This window comes from Leucobacter sp. G161 (genome assembly GCF_001482305.1).
Lineage (GTDB): Bacteria > Actinomycetota > Actinomycetes > Actinomycetales > Microbacteriaceae > Leucobacter.
Genome location: NZ_LOHP01000074.1, coordinates 27890 through 43122, shown reverse-complemented (window position 1 = coordinate 43122; position 15233 = coordinate 27890). Strand labels below are relative to the sequence as shown.

General features: G+C 65.7%; 14 protein-coding genes. 5 read left to right on the top strand and 9 right to left on the bottom strand.

Features of this window, described 5'->3' with window-relative positions; translation table 11 throughout:
* Positions 1-11 precede the first annotated feature (11 nt).
* The 3 genes from rlmB to phoU are packed head-to-tail and all read right to left on the bottom strand — an operon-like array spanning position 12 to position 3209.
* A complete protein-coding gene (gene rlmB / locus AUL38_RS12585; protein WP_059062724.1) occupies positions 12-1028 on the bottom strand; it encodes a 23S rRNA (guanosine(2251)-2'-O)-methyltransferase RlmB in 1017 nt (338 codons plus the stop codon).
* Positions 1025-2509 (bottom strand): cysteine--tRNA ligase, encoded by a 1485-nt coding sequence (gene cysS, locus AUL38_RS12580; protein ID WP_059062723.1) that lies wholly within the window; start codon positions 2507-2509, stop codon positions 1025-1027. Before cysS ends, rlmB begins: the two co-directional genes overlap by 4 nt.
* 58 nt (positions 2510-2567) lie before the next feature.
* Entirely contained in the window at positions 2568-3209 is a 642-nt protein-coding gene (gene phoU / locus AUL38_RS12575; RefSeq protein ID WP_059062722.1) for a phosphate signaling complex protein PhoU, read from the bottom strand.
* A 137-nt stretch (positions 3210-3346) separates the two neighbouring features.
* Between phoU and AUL38_RS12570 the strand changes: the two genes are divergently transcribed.
* Positions 3347-4459, top strand: coding sequence for a cell wall metabolism sensor histidine kinase WalK (locus AUL38_RS12570; RefSeq protein ID WP_083506861.1), 1113 nt, complete (start codon positions 3347-3349; stop codon positions 4457-4459).
* Complete coding sequence (locus AUL38_RS12565; RefSeq protein WP_059062720.1) at positions 4459-5151, top strand: response regulator transcription factor; 693 nt, start codon at positions 4459-4461, stop codon at positions 5149-5151. The genes AUL38_RS12570 and AUL38_RS12565 overlap by 1 nt, the downstream gene beginning before the upstream one ends.
* A gap of 87 nt (positions 5152-5238) precedes the next feature.
* Here the strand turns inward: AUL38_RS12565 and AUL38_RS12560 are convergent, their stop codons facing one another.
* A complete protein-coding gene (locus tag AUL38_RS12560; protein ID WP_153006587.1) occupies positions 5239-5868 on the bottom strand; it encodes a DNA modification methylase in 630 nt (209 codons plus the stop codon).
* Between the two features lie 180 nt (positions 5869-6048).
* Between AUL38_RS12560 and AUL38_RS12555 the strand changes: the two genes are divergently transcribed.
* A complete protein-coding gene (locus tag AUL38_RS12555; RefSeq protein ID WP_059062718.1) occupies positions 6049-6534 on the top strand; it encodes a CarD family transcriptional regulator in 486 nt (161 codons plus the stop codon).
* A gap of 128 nt (positions 6535-6662) precedes the next feature.
* On the opposite strand, the gene AUL38_RS12550 is transcribed toward AUL38_RS12555, so the two are convergent.
* The 3 genes from AUL38_RS12550 to AUL38_RS12540 all read right to left on the bottom strand — a co-directional run bounded on the left by AUL38_RS12550 (position 6663) and on the right by AUL38_RS12540 (position 10105).
* Positions 6663-7013, bottom strand: coding sequence for a hypothetical protein (locus tag AUL38_RS12550; protein ID WP_059062717.1), 351 nt, complete (start codon positions 7011-7013; stop codon positions 6663-6665).
* Positions 7014-7070: 57 nt separating this feature from the next.
* A complete protein-coding gene (locus AUL38_RS12545; RefSeq protein ID WP_059062716.1) occupies positions 7071-8009 on the bottom strand; it encodes an alpha/beta fold hydrolase in 939 nt (312 codons plus the stop codon).
* Positions 8010-8341: 332 nt separating this feature from the next.
* Entirely contained in the window at positions 8342-10105 is a 1764-nt protein-coding gene (locus AUL38_RS12540) for a proline--tRNA ligase (protein WP_059062715.1), read from the bottom strand.
* 28 nt (positions 10106-10133) lie between these two features.
* Here AUL38_RS12540 and AUL38_RS12535 point away from each other — a divergent pair, with 28 nt between their 5' ends.
* Positions 10134-11654: a phospholipid carrier-dependent glycosyltransferase gene (locus AUL38_RS12535; RefSeq protein WP_083506854.1), complete on the top strand. Its 1521-nt coding sequence runs from the start codon at positions 10134-10136 to the stop codon at positions 11652-11654.
* A gap of 54 nt (positions 11655-11708) precedes the next feature.
* On the opposite strand, the gene AUL38_RS12530 is transcribed toward AUL38_RS12535, so the two are convergent.
* Together AUL38_RS12530 and AUL38_RS12525 are read right to left on the bottom strand one after the other, a co-directional pair.
* Entirely contained in the window at positions 11709-13196 is a 1488-nt protein-coding gene (locus AUL38_RS12530; protein WP_059062714.1) for a CoA-acylating methylmalonate-semialdehyde dehydrogenase, read from the bottom strand.
* Complete coding sequence (locus tag AUL38_RS12525) at positions 13193-14137, bottom strand: NAD(P)-dependent oxidoreductase (RefSeq protein ID WP_059062713.1); 945 nt, start codon at positions 14135-14137, stop codon at positions 13193-13195. The genes AUL38_RS12530 and AUL38_RS12525 overlap by 4 nt, the downstream gene beginning before the upstream one ends.
* Before the next feature lie 117 nt (positions 14138-14254).
* Between AUL38_RS12525 and AUL38_RS12520 the strand changes: the two genes are divergently transcribed.
* Positions 14255-15172, top strand: a complete 918-nt coding sequence (locus AUL38_RS12520; protein ID WP_235590713.1) for a LysR family transcriptional regulator — start codon at positions 14255-14257, stop codon at positions 15170-15172.
* Positions 15173-15233: the final 61 nt, after the last annotated feature.

The following is a 15233-nucleotide window of genomic DNA, read 5'->3' as shown; positions in this document are numbered from 1 at the left end:
GCGACCCGAAACTACTCGGCCGCTGCGGACTCCGCAGCCTCAGCCGCGCGGAGCTTCGACACCTCGTAGAGCGCAACCGACGCTGCGATGCCGGCGTTGAGCGACTCGGTCACTGCCGAGATCGGGATCGACACGATCGCGTCGCAGGTCTCGGTGACGAGGCGGGACAGGCCCTTACCCTCGCTGCCGACGACGATCACGAGCGGGCGGCCTGCGAGGTCGAGACCGGGCAGGCTGACGTCACCGTCGCCGTCGAGTCCGACGACGAAGAGACCCTGCTTCTTCAGCTCCTTCAGCGTCTGCGTGAGGTTCGACGCCCGTGCCACGGGAATACGGGCCGCGGCGCCAGCCGAGGTCTTCCACGAGGCGGAGTTCAGGCTCGCCGTGCGTCGCTGCGGCACGATGACACCCTGGCCACCGAACGCGCCGACCGAGCGGATGATCGCGCCGAGGTTGCGCGGGTCGGTGACGCCGTCGAGCGCGACGAACAGCGGGGTCTCTCCACGGTCGAGGGTGTCCTCGAGCAGATCCATCGGGTGCGCATATTCCATCGGCGGTACTTTGAGTACGACGCCCTGGTGCACGGTGTCGCGATCGGTCATACGGTCGAGCTCTTGGCGCATGACCTCGAGCACGGCAACGCCGCGGTTGGTCGCGATGCGCATAATCTCGCGCATGCGGTCATCCATCTCGATGCGCGCAGCAATATACAGCGTGGTCGCTGGAATCTTCGTGCGGAGCGCCTCAAGCACGGCGTTGCGGCCAGTTACGAGCTCTGACTCGTCGGTCTTGCGTGTGTTCGAGCCTCGCCCGCCACCGCCACCGGCGCCGCCCTGATGGCGTGCCTTCGCGGCTTCGTAGCGCTCGCGCGCAGCCTTCGCCTTTGCGGCGGGGTGATACTCGCGGTCCTCGGCACGAGGCGTCGGGCCACGGCCCTCGAGCGCCTGGCGACCCTGACCTCCAGAACCGACGCCCTTACCGAGCCCCTTCTTGCGTACGGCGCCTGTGCGCCCCTTCTTATTGCTCATATGAGACTCCAGCGGGTTCCGTTCGGATTGTCTTCAAGGATGATTCCAGCACCAGCTAGGCGATCGCGGATCGCGTCACTCGTGGCGAAGTCTTTGTTTGCGCGTGCATCGGCACGCTGCTCGATGAGGCCGACGATGAGCGCATCGAGCGCGGTGTCGGCAGCGGCGTTCCCAGAAGCCGCGCCCCATACACTATCGCGTGGATCGAGTCCAAGCACATCGAGCATCGCGACGACCTCGATCGCGAGCCGTACGAGCTCGTCGCCGTTGCCCGAATCGATGGCTGTATTTCCGGCGCGGACTGCCTCGTGCAGCACCGCGAGCGCTTGCGGGATCGCAAAGTCGTCGAGCATCGCGGCCGTGAACGCTGCGGGCAGCGAATCGGTCGTTGCGGTGCCTGCGAGTGGCGCGAGGTAGAGCTGCGCGACGCCTTCACCGGCAGCGCGGTCCTCACCGGAGGCGACCATGAACTCCTCGGCGCGCTCAAGGAAGCCCTCGATCCGCTCAAATGCTGCCGCGGCCTCGGCGAGCGAACCATCCGAGTACTCGAGCGTCGAGCGGTAGTGCGCGGAGCCCAGGAAATACCTGAGCACAATCGGCCGAGCTTCGGCAAGGAGATCGGCAGCGAACAGCGAGTTGCCGAGCGACTTCGACATCTTCTGGCCGCCCGTGTTCACGAGCCCGTTGTGGATCCAGTGGCGCGCGAACCCCTGACCCGCGGCGCGCGACTGCGCAAGCTCATTCTCGTGGTGCGGGAAACGAAGGTCGAGCCCACCGCCGTGAATGTCGAACGAGTCACCGAGGTAACGCGCGGCCATCGCCGAGCACTCGATGTGCCAGCCCGGGCGTCCCTGCCCCCAGGGCGACGGCCACGAGGCCGACTCGGGTTCGGTGTCGCGGTGTGCCTTCCAGAGCGCGAAGTCGCGCGGGTCGCGCTTCCCGACGGGCTCGGAGTCAGCGGCGTCTTCCATCTGGTCTCGCTGCTGCCTCGTGAGCGAGCCGTAGTCGGGCCAGGAGCCGGTATCGAAGTAGACGCTCGCTGAGCCGTCATTCGCCTGGTAGGCGTGACCGCGCTCGATGAGCTCCTCGATGAGCCGGATCATCTCGCCAATGTTCGCGGTTGCTCGCGGCTCGTACGTGGGTGCGAGCACACCGAGCGCATCGTAGGCGTCCGTGAACTCCCGCTCAACGCGGTACGCGAGCGCCCACCACTGCTCGGTTCCACCGGCCTCCGCCGCAATCCGAGCGTTGTCGAGAATCTTGTCGTCGATGTCCGTGACATTGCGGATCAACGTCACATCGTGACCGGTTGCACGGAACCACCGGCGCATCTGGTCGTACACGAGGGTGCTCCGGAGGTGGCCAATGTGCGGCGACGACTGCACGGTGGGTCCACAGACGTAGATCCCGACCGTGCCCGCGTGCTGCGGGACGAAGTCGACGATTGCCTGCTCGTGCGTGTCGTAGATGCGTTGAGTCACGCCCCAAGCTTACCGTTTGCGTTCTCGGGGTCCCGTGAATGTTGCGATTGAGCGCGAGCTATGCAATCTCTCCAGAGAAGAAGAACTGCATCTGCCTCGAGACGCCCACCGCATGATCGCCGAAACGCTCGTGGTAGCGGCTGGCGAGCGTGGCGTCGACGAGCCCGAGAGCGTCAGCGTTCACCTTGTCGCTGAGCATCTTCGTAAAGACCTTCGCGTGCAGCTTGTCGAGGTCGTCCTCGAGGTCGCGGATCTCCAGGATGATCGCCGGATCCTGCTCGCGCAACAACCGCACAACGGCCTCGGCCATCTCCACGTCGAGCGCGCCCATCTTCGTGAAGGTCTTCCGCAGCCCCTTCGGGATCGCGCTGTCCGGGTAGCGGTAGCGCGCGAGCTCGGCGATGTGCTCGGCGAGGTCGCTCATCCGCTCGAGCTCCGAACTCATGCGCAGCGACGCAACGACGAGGCGAAGATCCGATGCGACCGGTGACTGCCGAAGCAGGATGTCGAATGCGAGTTCATCGAGGGCGAGCGCGAGCGCGTCTACCTCGTCGGAACGCTCGATGACGTTTTCGGCAAGTTCGGCATCCGAGCTTCCGAAGGCGGTGGTCGCCTCGGAGATCGATGCTTCGACGAGCTCTGCCATCAGAGCGAGCCGCTCCTGCAACTCACTCAGCGACTGCTGGAATACTGCGCGCATGGTGTCCTTTCGTGGCCAACCTCTTACGTACTTACTTTCGCTTCCCCCGGTGAACTACCCGTCACTACAAGGTAAACAGTGGACGAACTCTTCACTACCTCGTGCGCGGATGGATCGCTCCCGTTTACGATGAAGACATGCTCCCGCTTGCCGAGCTCCCGAAGCTCCATGGCCTCCCCGAGACCGCGACCGCGATTCTCGACGGGCTCGACGTGTTCGCTGTCATCCTCGACCGCAACCTCACTGCCGTCTATGCGAATGCCGTCGCGCGCCGCAGCGAGACCCCAACCGAGCTCGGACTGCTCCGCACACGAGAGTTTCAGCAGCGCGCGCAGCACGTCCTCGCGACCGGCACGCCCTCCCACCGTGATCCACATCCCGATGATCCCGGAGCTCCGGTGCGCACGCACGTCATCCGGGTCGAAGCGAACTTCGTGGTTGTCATCGCGGAGGATCTCGGCGAGGAACAGCGACTCACCGCTATGCGCCGCGACTTCATCGCAAACGTCTCGCACGAGCTGAAGACGCCGATTGCCGCAGTCGGGCTACTCTCAGAAGCTGTGCGGGAGGCGGCAGACGATCCCGAACTCGTGCGGGAGTTCGCGTCGAGTCTCGTGAAAGAATCCAAGCGACTTGCCGATCTGTCCCGCGACATTATTCAGCTCTCCGAAGCGCAATCGACGCTGCGCCCCGAGCACCTCGACGAGGTTGACCTCCGCGCCGTCGTCGACGAGGAGATCGATGCGCACGAGAGCTTTGCCGAGCGCCGCGGCGTCGACCTGTTCTTCGTCGACAGTTCGAATCCGAAGCGGACTGCCGCGATTCAGGGGCGCGCGAGCGCAATCTCGAGCGCGGTCGCGAACATCCTCAGCAACGCCATCAGGCACTCCCCCGAGGGCGCGTCGGTGCGGATCCGCATCGCGCACAAGAAACGACACTTCACCATCACCATCACCGACACCGGCCCGGGAATCGCGCCAGAGCACCTCGAGCGCATCTTCGAGCGGTTCTACCGTGTCGACGGCGCCCGCAGCCGCGAGGACGGCGGGACCGGTCTCGGGCTCAGCATCGCGAGACACTCCCTCCGGGCACACGGTGGCGATGTCACGGTGCGTTCGACCCCCGGCGAAGGCTCACGATTCACACTCTCTTTCCCACTCAACGACATTCCGAAGAAGAAGCGCGCAAAACGCGTGAAGCGCACGCGCAAGGCCCTGCAGCAGCTCACAGACACGAAAGGACGCGCGTAGTGTCCCCAAACATCCTCCTCGTCGAAGACGAAGAGTCCATCTCCAAGCCGCTCGCGTTCCTCTTGGAACGCGAGGGATACAGCGTCACAGTCGTCGATGACGGAAACGACGCTGTGCGAGCGTTCAACGCGGACGGCGCCGACCTGGTGCTCCTCGATCTCATGCTGCCCGGGCTCCCCGGCACCGAGGTCTGCCGCGAGATCCGGCTGCGCTCGCAGGTGCCGATCATCATGCTCACCGCCAAGGACAGCGAAATTGACATCGTCGTGGGGCTCGAACTTGGCGCCGACGACTACGTGACCAAGCCATACTCGACCCGCGAGCTGCTCGCGCGCGTGCGTGCTGCGCTGCGCCGTGCGGTCCCGGCAGACGAGCCCGAGACCGACGACGACGGTGGCGCGCTCGACTCGCACGGCATCCGCCTCGACACCGATCGGCACACCGTCACCGTTCGAGGCACAGAGATCGCGATGCCCCTGCGTGAGTTTGAGCTCCTCGAACTCCTCATGCGGCACAGCGGACGCGTGCTCACCCGGGGCCAGCTCATCGATCGGGTCTGGGGCAGCGACTATTACGGCGACACGAAGACACTTGACGTGCACGTGAAGCGTGTGCGCTCGCGCATCGAGGAGGAGCCGGCGCAGCCGAAGCTCATCTCTACGGTGCGTGGTGTCGGCTACCGCTTCGGGTAACGCACACCCAGCAACGCAAACGGGCGCCCAGCGAACATTCGCTGGGCGCCCGTTCTGTCTAGCGCGAGGGCTAGATCAAGTCCGTTGTTAGCCGACCTTTGTGGCGTCTGCTGCGATCTGCGAAACGCGCTTGGTGAAGTCCTCGACCGACTCGCCAGCGGCCTCTGCGGCCTCAGCGATCTGTGCTTCGGTCATGTCCGCGAGATCCTCGGCGTTCATCTCAGCAAGCTGGCCAGCGCCGGCAGCAAGAACGTAGCCCTGGTACTCCTTGAGCGTTCCGTCAAGCAGCGGGATGAACTCGACCAGGTCGCCTGTGCCGTTGATCGTAAAGTACGTCTTCACGGTCTGGCCCGCCTGCAAGCCATCGAGAGCGGTGACGAGGAGCTCGTCGTCGGTCTCGGGGTTGCCGAACGACGTCGTGCCTGCGGGAGCCTCGAAGTCGAGCGTCGCGTCAGCGGACTCACTCTTCATGTTGAGCGAAACCTGAGCGGGGGCACCCGTGTTGTTCACCGAGGTGAACACGAGGTTGAAATTCTCGCCAGCCTCGTCGGCGACAAGCATGATGTTGCGAAGTGCGACGCCTTCCGAGGTGACCTGTACGCCGTCACTCGGCGCGTACTCGACGCCGGTAGCGTTATGCGCGATGAGGCTGCACCCGCTCATGCCGAGCGTGAGCGCTGCTGCAAGTGCGAGTGAAGCGGCGATCCGATTCTTCAAGAGGGCCTCCGAGCCGTGGATGAACTGAAACGTGCGCGCCCGAAGCACGCAGACCTACGTCAATACTATCCCCAGTGCGGGGCCGTCGCGACTCGAGCCTGGCCGAGTCGCAAGATACACCGGGCTCCCGACAGCGAGCTGTGGTATTCTAGTGGTTGGTTTAACACAAGGAGCAACTCGATGCAATTTGAGGTCGGAGAGACCGTCGTCTACCCCCACCACGGCGCAGCCAAGATCATCGAGGTGAAGAAGCGCAAACTCGGTGGCGAGGAAAAGCTCTTCCTGAAGCTTCAGGTCGATCAGGGAGACCTGACGATTGAGGTGCCCGCAGAGAACTGCGATCTCGTCGGCGTTCGCGACGTGATTGATCAGGAGGGCCTCAAGGAGGTGTTCGAGGTGCTTCGCACCCCGTTCACCGAAGAGCCCACCAACTGGTCACGCCGTTTCAAGGCGAACACCGAGAAGCTTGCTTCCGGAGATGTCATCAAGGTGTCGGAGGTCGTTCGTGACCTGTGGCGCCGCGACCAGGAGGTGCGTTCGCTTTCCGCTGGAGAGAAGCGCATGCTCGCCAAGGCCCGTCAGATTCTCGTGTCCGAGCTCGCGCTCGCGGAGAAGACTGACGAGGAGAAGGCCGGCATGATCCTCGACGAGGTTCTCGCCTCGTAACCGTCGCATCCCAAGAATGTTGCGCTGCGTCGCAAGCTGAGGGCCCCGAACGTGCATCCACGTTCGGGGCCCTCAACTATTTCCAGAATGGCCTCCCCAGGCGGCCGCCCGGCCGCCGTTCGGGTTCGTCAAGCCAACCGCAGTTGCTCTGGCAGTGGATCCTGCAACGTCCGTCGCGAGTTGAACAGGCGAGGATGGCCGTAGTCTGCAAAGCTCACAGTGACCTCGCGAGGCCGCGCCTCGATGATCTGAGCAGTCACCCATGTATCCCCTTCGCGAACCTCCCACCGTTCTGCGAGATATCCGAGGCCGTGGTCCAAGATGTATTGGGTAGCAGCCTCCTCCGCACGTGCCTCCGCGAGTGGCAGGCCGAACACCGCGCACGGTGTCCACAGCCCGGTCGCCGTCCGTCTAACGACTCCGATGAGCTCGCCGTCATCGCGTCGCACTTCGCGTGTCTGATCGTCGTGCGGTGTCACGTGATTCTCCTGTCTCTCATGCTTCGACTCGGTGCTTGGGGCGCGTATCGCGGCGCCTCACTCCTTGGTGCGGTGCCCGGTGGTGAGCCACTCCGCCGAACGCCCCCAGAGCGCGTCCTTGAAGCGCTCGTGGAACACTCCGAGGTGTCCGATCTCGGAGACACCGAGCTCTGCGGGTTCGAGCGCGCAGCGCTCGACAGAGGCTGCTGGTAGGTATTCGAGCAACCGCTCAATTGCAGCCTCGGTCGCGAAAGGGTCGTCTGTTGCGGCGACCGCGAGGACGTCGAACTCGAGCTCCGCGACGCGCTCCATCACGATTTGGCCGTCACGCCCAATCGTGTCGGCAAAGTTGGCCCTCCCCCGAGCCCAGTCGAAGGCCACACCGCGCGGCATATCTTCCAGCCACCCGAGGCGCCGCCCCGGGAAGTACCCGGTGACTGCGGCAATCGTCGGCATCGTGACGTGCCATTGCCAGAATGCACGCGGGCTTCGGGCAGCGTAGTCAGGCCAGTGCGCGTGCTGGGCGCCCACCATGAGGAGCCGCTGGATTGCGGGCGCGCGAGGAGCCAGACACACTCCCAGGCCGCCGAAGCTGTGGCCGACCCCGACGAGCTGGCGCCCTGGCCCGTCTTCTAATGCCCATGCAATGACGGCATCGATGTCGAGCGTGCCCCACTCGTGCCACCGCGTCGCCATGCCACGCAGCCCGGCTGCACCACCCGCGGGTGCGGAGCGGCCGATACCGCGGTAGTCAGCGACGACTGCCCGGAAACCCCGCGAGGCGAGATACTCGGCGTAGCGCCAGTAGTAAGAGGCCTTCGCTCCGGTTGCGGTCGTGATAACCGCCGTCATGCCGAGGTCCGTCGCCTGGCTCGGCGCGAATGACCGCGCTGCGAGTCGGTATCCGTCGGCGCATTCGATCGCGACGTCTGTCCCGGGCCGCTGGTCGATCGCGGTGTTTGGTCGGCGTTCGGCGTTCCCTCGGCTCTGAGTCACGGCACCTCCAACAGTGTGGGGCCATGCTAGTCGAGTGCCCTCCGAGTGCGCAGAGAAGCCGCCCCGCCAGCACGGCGCAGGCACAGCGCCAGCACAACCCCAGCACAACCCCAGCACAACCCCAGCACGGCGCAGGCACATAGATCTGGGATCGTCGGTTGCTATGCCTTACCTCCACCGAAGCGGCATATCTACCGTCGATCCCAGATCGAACGTCGCGCGAAAGGCGGCTACCGGAGCCCCGCGCAGGGGGGGGGCTACCGGACCCCCGAGCGAAGGGGCGGCTACCGGAGCCCGCGAAAGAGGGCTACCGGAGCCCCGCGCATGGGGGCCTACGCGAAGAGCGCGGGCACCTCCGACAGCGCAACCTTGTCCTTCGTGCCAGCCGCACGGTCCCACACCTCGGCGAAGCCCTCCGCGGCATCGCGGCCGACGACAACAACGCGGGGCACCCCGATGAGCTCAGCATCACCGAACTTCACGCCGGGTGACACCTTCGGGCGGTCATCGAACATGACCTCGACGCCGCCAGCTGCGAGCGTACTCACGAGCGACTCGGCAATCTCGAGAATCGCGGGATCCTTGCCCGTTGCGACAACGTGCACGTCAAACGGCGCGATGTTCCGCGGCCAAACGAGACCGCGGTCGTCGTTGTTGATCTCAGCGAGCGCCGCGAGAATACGGGTGACGCCGATGCCGTAGGAGCCCATGGTGACGGTGACGAGCTTGCCGTTCTCGTCGAGCACTTTGAGCCCGAGCGCCTCAGCGTACTTGCGGCCGAGCTGGAAGACGTGGCCGATCTCCATGCCGCGGGCGGTCTCGATGGGGCCCGAGCCGTCGGGAGCGGGGTCACCTTCTCGCACCGTAGCAATGTCTGCAACGCCATCGGCGGTGAAATCGCGGCCTGCGACGAGGAACGCGACGTGCTTCTCGTGTTCGTTCGCACCGGTCACCCACTGAGTGCCGGGCACCACACGAGGATCGAGGAGGTACTTGACGCCGCTCGAGCTCTCAAGCCCGAGCACGGGGGCGCCGGCAACGCCGGGCCCGATGTAGCCCTTCACGAGCCCCGGGTGCTTCGCGAAGTCGGCGGCGGTTGCCGGCTCCACCTCACAGTTGGGGAACGCCACCTCAACGCGCTTCATGTCGGCGTCGCGATCGCCGGGAATCCCGATGACGACGAGCGAGCGCTCACCTTCGAGATCGGTGACCGCGAGCACGACGTTCTTCAGCGTGTCTGCGGCGGCCCAGGGGCGGCCATCCTCGCGCGGCATGACCGCGTTCGTGTGTGCGACGAGCGTTTCGATCGTCGGGGTATCGGGTGAGTCGAAGACCTGGGCCTCCGGCAGCCCCTCGGTGGGGAGCGCCTCGGGCACCGGCGTCGAGTACGCCTCGACGTTGGCCGCGTAGCCGCCTGCCGAGCGCACGAAGGTGTCCTCGCCGATCGCGATCGGCAGCAGGAACTCTTCCGATCGTGACCCGCCCATCGCGCCGGCGTCAGCCGACACGATGACGTAGTCGAGCCCGAGGCGCGTGAAGATGCGCTCGTAGGCGTCACGCTGCTTCTGGTAGCTCGCGTCGAGCCCCTCATCGGTGGTGTCGAAGGAGTACGCGTCCTTCATCGTGAACTCGCGCCCACGCAACAGGCCAGCGCGGGGGCGCACCTCGTCACGGTACTTGTCTTGGATCTGGAAGAGCTGCAGCGGCAGGTCCTTATAGGACGTGACGATGTCTTTCACGAGGACCGTGAACGCTTCCTCGTGCGTGGGAGCGAGGAGGTGGTCGGCGCCGTGCCGATCCTGCAGGCGGAACATGTCGTCGCCGTACTCTTCCCAACGACCGGTCGCCTCATACGGCTCGCGTGGCAGCATTGCGGGGAAGTGCACCTCGTGGGCGCCCGCCGCTGCCATTTCCTCGCGCACGATCTGCTCGATCTTCGCCTTCACCCGCAGGCCAAGTGGCAGCCACGCGAACACGCCCGGTGACTGGCGCCTGATGTAGCCGGCGCGCAGGAGCAGTTTGTGGCTCCGCGCCTCCTCGTCAGAGGGGTCTTCGCGCAGAGTCTTGAGAAAGTATGAGCTGAGCCGTGTGATCACTCTCCCATGCTAGCCGTAGGCTGAGCATATGCCCGTCAGATTGCACAGGCGTTCCCGTGTATTCGCCGCCGTCGGTGTCTTCGCCGTGCTCGCGCTCGCTGCGATCCTGCGTTTTTGGGCGCTCGGCAGGCCGGGCACGCTCGTGTTTGACGAGATCTACTACGTGCGGGACGCGATCACGCAGCTCGCGCACGGCTTTACGACAAGCTGGCCCGACGACGATCCACTCATGGGCGCGGGCTACCTCGCGGACCCCTCGTTCTCGGTGCACCCGCCGCTCGGAAAGTGGGTCATTGCGCTCGGCCTTGCGGTGTTTGGTGAGGGCTCGGGGTGGGGCTGGCGGGCTGCGGTCGCACTCACGGGCGTCGCGACGGTCGGGCTCACGATGCTGCTCGGGTGGCGGATCAGCCGCAGCAGTGTCGTGGCGATCCTCGCCGGCCTGTTCCTCGCGATCGACGGCGTGCATGTGGTGCTCACGCGGGTCGGCCTACTCGATGGCGCGCTCACCCTCTTCGTGGTGCTCGGGGCCTTGCTCATGTGGTGTGACCATGTCTGGGTGATGCGGCGGAGCCGGTTCACGAAGCGTGGGCTCACGGTGATGTGGGCCAGACCGTGGCTGTTTGCAGCAGCCGCCGCGTTCGGGTGCGCGGCATCGGTGAAGTGGTCGGGCCTGTATCCGCTCGCCGCCTTTCTCCTACTCACTGCGGCTCGTGACGCCTTCGTTCGGGTGGTTGCCGCGCGGGAGGCCCGTCGCCGTCTCGGGCTCACGGCAGACCTCGGCCTGCACCGGCAGGCGAGCCCGGCAAGAGCCTGGGGCCGCGCCGCGCGTCAGGCACTCGCAACCGGACTCATCGCCTTGCCGACCGCAGCCGCCGTGTACGTCGCGAGCTGGGCGGGGTGGATCGTGACCTCTGGCGGGTGGGGCCGCGACAGCGCCCCCTGGCCCGTGGCGCTCTGGCAGTACCACGTCGACATGTTTGCGTGGCATTCAACCCTGTCGGCGCCGCACCCGTACCAGGCGCACCCGCTCACGTGGCCGCTCGGCCTCCGGCCGACCGCGATGTATCAGGAGTCGTTCGCGAACGGAGCAACGGCGGCAATCTCGCCACTGCCCAACCTCATCGTCACTTGGGGCGGCGTACTCGCGCTTCTTGTGCTCGCGTGGTGGATCATCCGTGCACTCCGTGTGCCTCGGCGACTCGTCCGCGGCGATGGCAGGCTCGGTGCGGGTGCATACGCCGCCGCGTTCGTGATCACCGGCTATCTGTCGGGCTGGTTGCCGTGGGTACTCACGTTCTCGCGGTCTGCGGTCTTCCAGTTTTACGCGGTCGTCCTCACTCCGTTTGCCGCGCTCGCGCTCGCGCTGGTGATCGGAGTGATCTGTCGGCGTCGCGGCGACGTCGAAACGGTAGCCGGGCGCAGGATAGCGGTCGGAGTGTTTGTGGCTGTGGCGGTCGTCGTCTCGCTGCTGTTCTTCCCCGTCTGGTCAGGAATGCCCGTACCCGACTGGTTCTGGCGGTGGCACCTGTGGCTGCCGGGCTGGGCGTAGCGAGGGCAACAGGCTCGGCCCGGTGCGTGTGGCGCACCGGGCAGAGCCTGACCGTCAGCCGTTCGTGGGGAACCCGAGGTCCAACTGCGATTCGCTCGCTTCGAGCCAGCGCGACGTCACGACCTTGCGGCGGGTGTAGAAGTTGAAGCTCTCCGGCCCATACATGTGGGTGTCACCGAACAGCGAGTCCTTCCAGCCTCCGAACGAGAACGCTCCGATCGGCACCGGGATCGGCACGTTGATCCCTACCATGCCGACTTCGATGGCGACCTCAAACTGGCGTGCGCTCCGGCCGTCACGAGTAAAGATCGCCGTACCGTTGGCGAACTTGCTCGAGTTGATGAGCCGTACCGCTTCGTCAAACGTCTCCACTCGCACGACGGCGAGCACGGGGCCAAAGATCTCCTCGTCGTACACCCGCATGCCGGGCCGCACATTGTCGAGGAGGGACACCCCGACGAAGAAGCCGGCTTCCGGGAGATCCTGCGTGCGACCGTCGACGACGATCGTCGCGCCCTCGCCCTCGGCGCCGTCCACGAACTCGAGTACGCGATCCTTCGCTGCCTGCGTGATGAGTGGCCCCATGTCGCTCGTCGCGTCACGGCCGTCCCCCACGCGCAGCGTGCGAGCACGCTGCGCGAGTTTCTCGACGAGCGCGTCGGCGATGTCACCAACGGCGACCACGACGGAGACCGCCATGCAGCGCTCCCCAGCTGAGCCGTATGCGGCCGACACCGCAGCATCTGCCGCCGCGTCGAGATCGGCGTCGGGCATAACGACCATGTGATTCTTCGCGCCACCGAGCGCCTGCACTCGCTTGCCGCGGGTCGCCGCGGTCTCGTAGATGTACCTGGCAATCGGGGTCGAGCCAACGAACGAAATCGCCCGCACCTCGGGGTGCTCGAGCAGCGCGTCGACAGCTTCTTTGTCGCCGTTCACGACGTTGAGCACGCCTGGCGGGAGCCCGGCCTCGGTGAACGCCTCAGCGATCCAGATCGCGGCCGAGGGGTCGCGTTCGCTGGGCTTCAGGATGACAGCGTTCCCAGCCGCGATCGCCGTGGTGACCATCCAGAGCGGCACCATCGCAGGGAAGTTGAACGGGGTGATGCAGGCGACGACGCCCAGGGCTTGGCGGCGCTGCAGCACGTCAATGCCAGACGCCACCTGCTCCGCCGCCTCACCCTTCATATGGTGGACGAGCCCCGCGCAGAACTCGACGTTCTCGAGGCCGCGGGCTACCTCCCCCGCAGCGTCAGACAGCACCTTGCCGTGTTCGCTCGTAATGATGGCAGACAGTTCGTCAGTGCGGGCCTCGATGATCTCGCGCAGCTTAAACATCACTCTCGCGCGCTTCGCCGAGCCAAGCTGACTCCACGAGCGCTGCGCCTCGCTCGCGACCTGCACCGCGGAGTCGACGAACTCGGTCGACGCGAGCTGCACGCGCCCCTGCTCTGCCCCGGTCGCCGGCTGGAAGATGCCGGCGCTGCGGTCGCCGCCGGCGAGGCGGGCGCCGCCAACATAGTGACCAATCGTGTACGTCATCGTGATACGCCCTCTGTCTGAGTGTCGAATTCTGGATCGTAGCCAGCAACCTTCCCGTCCGGCGAAGAGTACTTCACCACGAGGCTGCAATCTTTGTGTCCGAGCCCCTCAGCGATCAGCCGATCGAGCTGAGCCATCGCTGCCTGGGCACCGGGAAGCGCGACACCGCGGTCGGCGCCTGCCTGCACCGCAAGACCGATGTCTTTGCGTGCGAGGTCCGCGCTGAAGGTCGCGTCGAAGTTCTGGTTCGCCGCGGCACGCTCAACGATGCCGGGTACCGGGTACCAGGTCTGCTGCGGCCAGGAGTTGCCTGACGACGCGGTGACCACGTCCCAGAACACCTGCGCGTCGAGGCCGAGCTGCTCGGCAAGCTGCGACCCTTCCGCACAGGCCTGCTGCGCGATGAAGAGCATCATGTTATTCGCGATCTTCGCTGCGATGCCGGTGGTCGGCCCACCCGTCGCGAAGATATTGCCTGCCATCGGCGCGATGAGCTCACGGACGCGCTCGACGGCTGCGGCATCACCGCCCAGCATGAACGCCAGCGTGCCGTCGGCTGCGCCGGCGGTGCCGCCGGAAACCGGGGCGTCAACAAAGGCAATCCCGCGTTCCTGGGAGCCGGTGTGGCACCAGCCAGAGGTGTCGAGGTCAACGGTTGAGGAGTCGAAAAGCACGGCGCCCTGCTTGGCGTTCGCCCAAATGCCGTCTGGCCCGTCGTACACGGCACGCACGTGCTCGCCCTTGGGCAGCATCGTGATGACGGCGTCGGCATTAGCGACCGCGGCGGCGACCGATGCCGCCGGGGTCACGCCGACGGCGACGGCCTGGGCCATCGCGGCCTCGTTGGGGTCAACGCCGAACACGCTGTGTCCTGCATCGATGAGGTGTCTAGTCATGCGGGAACCCATGTTCCCTAAGCCAATCCAAGCGATCGTAGCCACGATGTCCTCCTTGACGTCGGTTGTGTATCTTCATCATCGCCACCTTCCGAATGAGAATCAATACACAGAAGCACCCCAATATTGCAATCCATCCGTGCATTGATGCACAATGGCGACATGCGACATTTGCGACCTGACCTCCAGCCTGAGGCTCTCATGACGTTCCTCGCGGTCGCACGACTCGGCAGGTACACGGCAGCTGCCGATGCCCTCGGCGTCAACCACTCGACCGTCTCCCGCCGACTTGCGTCGCTGGAGGCCAGCCTCGGCGATCGCGTGCTGGTGCGCACCCCGAGCGGCTGGGAACTCACTGAGCTGGGCCAGCGGGCGATGATCGCTGCCGAGGAGATGGAGGCTGCCATCGGCCGCCTCGCCGCCCACGATCGTCCCAGCACGATCTCCGGCCTCGTCCGTGTCGCGACGCCAGACGCATTCGGCTCAACCTGCGCGATCCCGGCATTTGTTGAGGTCCAGCGCCGTCACCCAGATGTCGCATTCGAGGTGATCGCGGCGACTCAGCGAGTGCGTCAGCACCGCTCCGGCGTGGACATCGAGATCGTCGTGGGCAAACCGAGCGTGAACAACGCTTCGGCGCTGCGACTCTCCAGCTACCGGCTCGCGCTCTTCGCTACACCGGAGTACCTCGCAGAGCACGGGACCCCACGGTCTGTAGCCGAGCTGGAAGAGCATCGCCTCATTTTCTATGTCGAATCGGCCCTCCAGGTTGACGACCTCGATGCGGCGCATCGCGGACTGCCGATCGGGAAACCGAGCATCAGTTCAACGAGCGTGTTCGCGCACGTGTCCGCCACGCTGGAGTCCGCGGGCATCGGGATCCTCCCCGACTACCTCACCCACGCCCACCCACACCTCGTTCGCGTGCTCGCCGACGAATACGGCCACGACATCGACTACTGGGCGGTCGCCCGCGAGGAGGCGCTGCGCAAGCCTGCTGTAGCGCTCACGCTCCAGGCGCTCATCGACCACGCGCAACAGCATCATCTCGACATACGTGCCGCGGCGAACAGCGCGTAGGGCCCCACCACTGCCTCGAACGAGGCCTGCCGGTGGAGCCCTTCCGCCCTGTCTCGCGGGC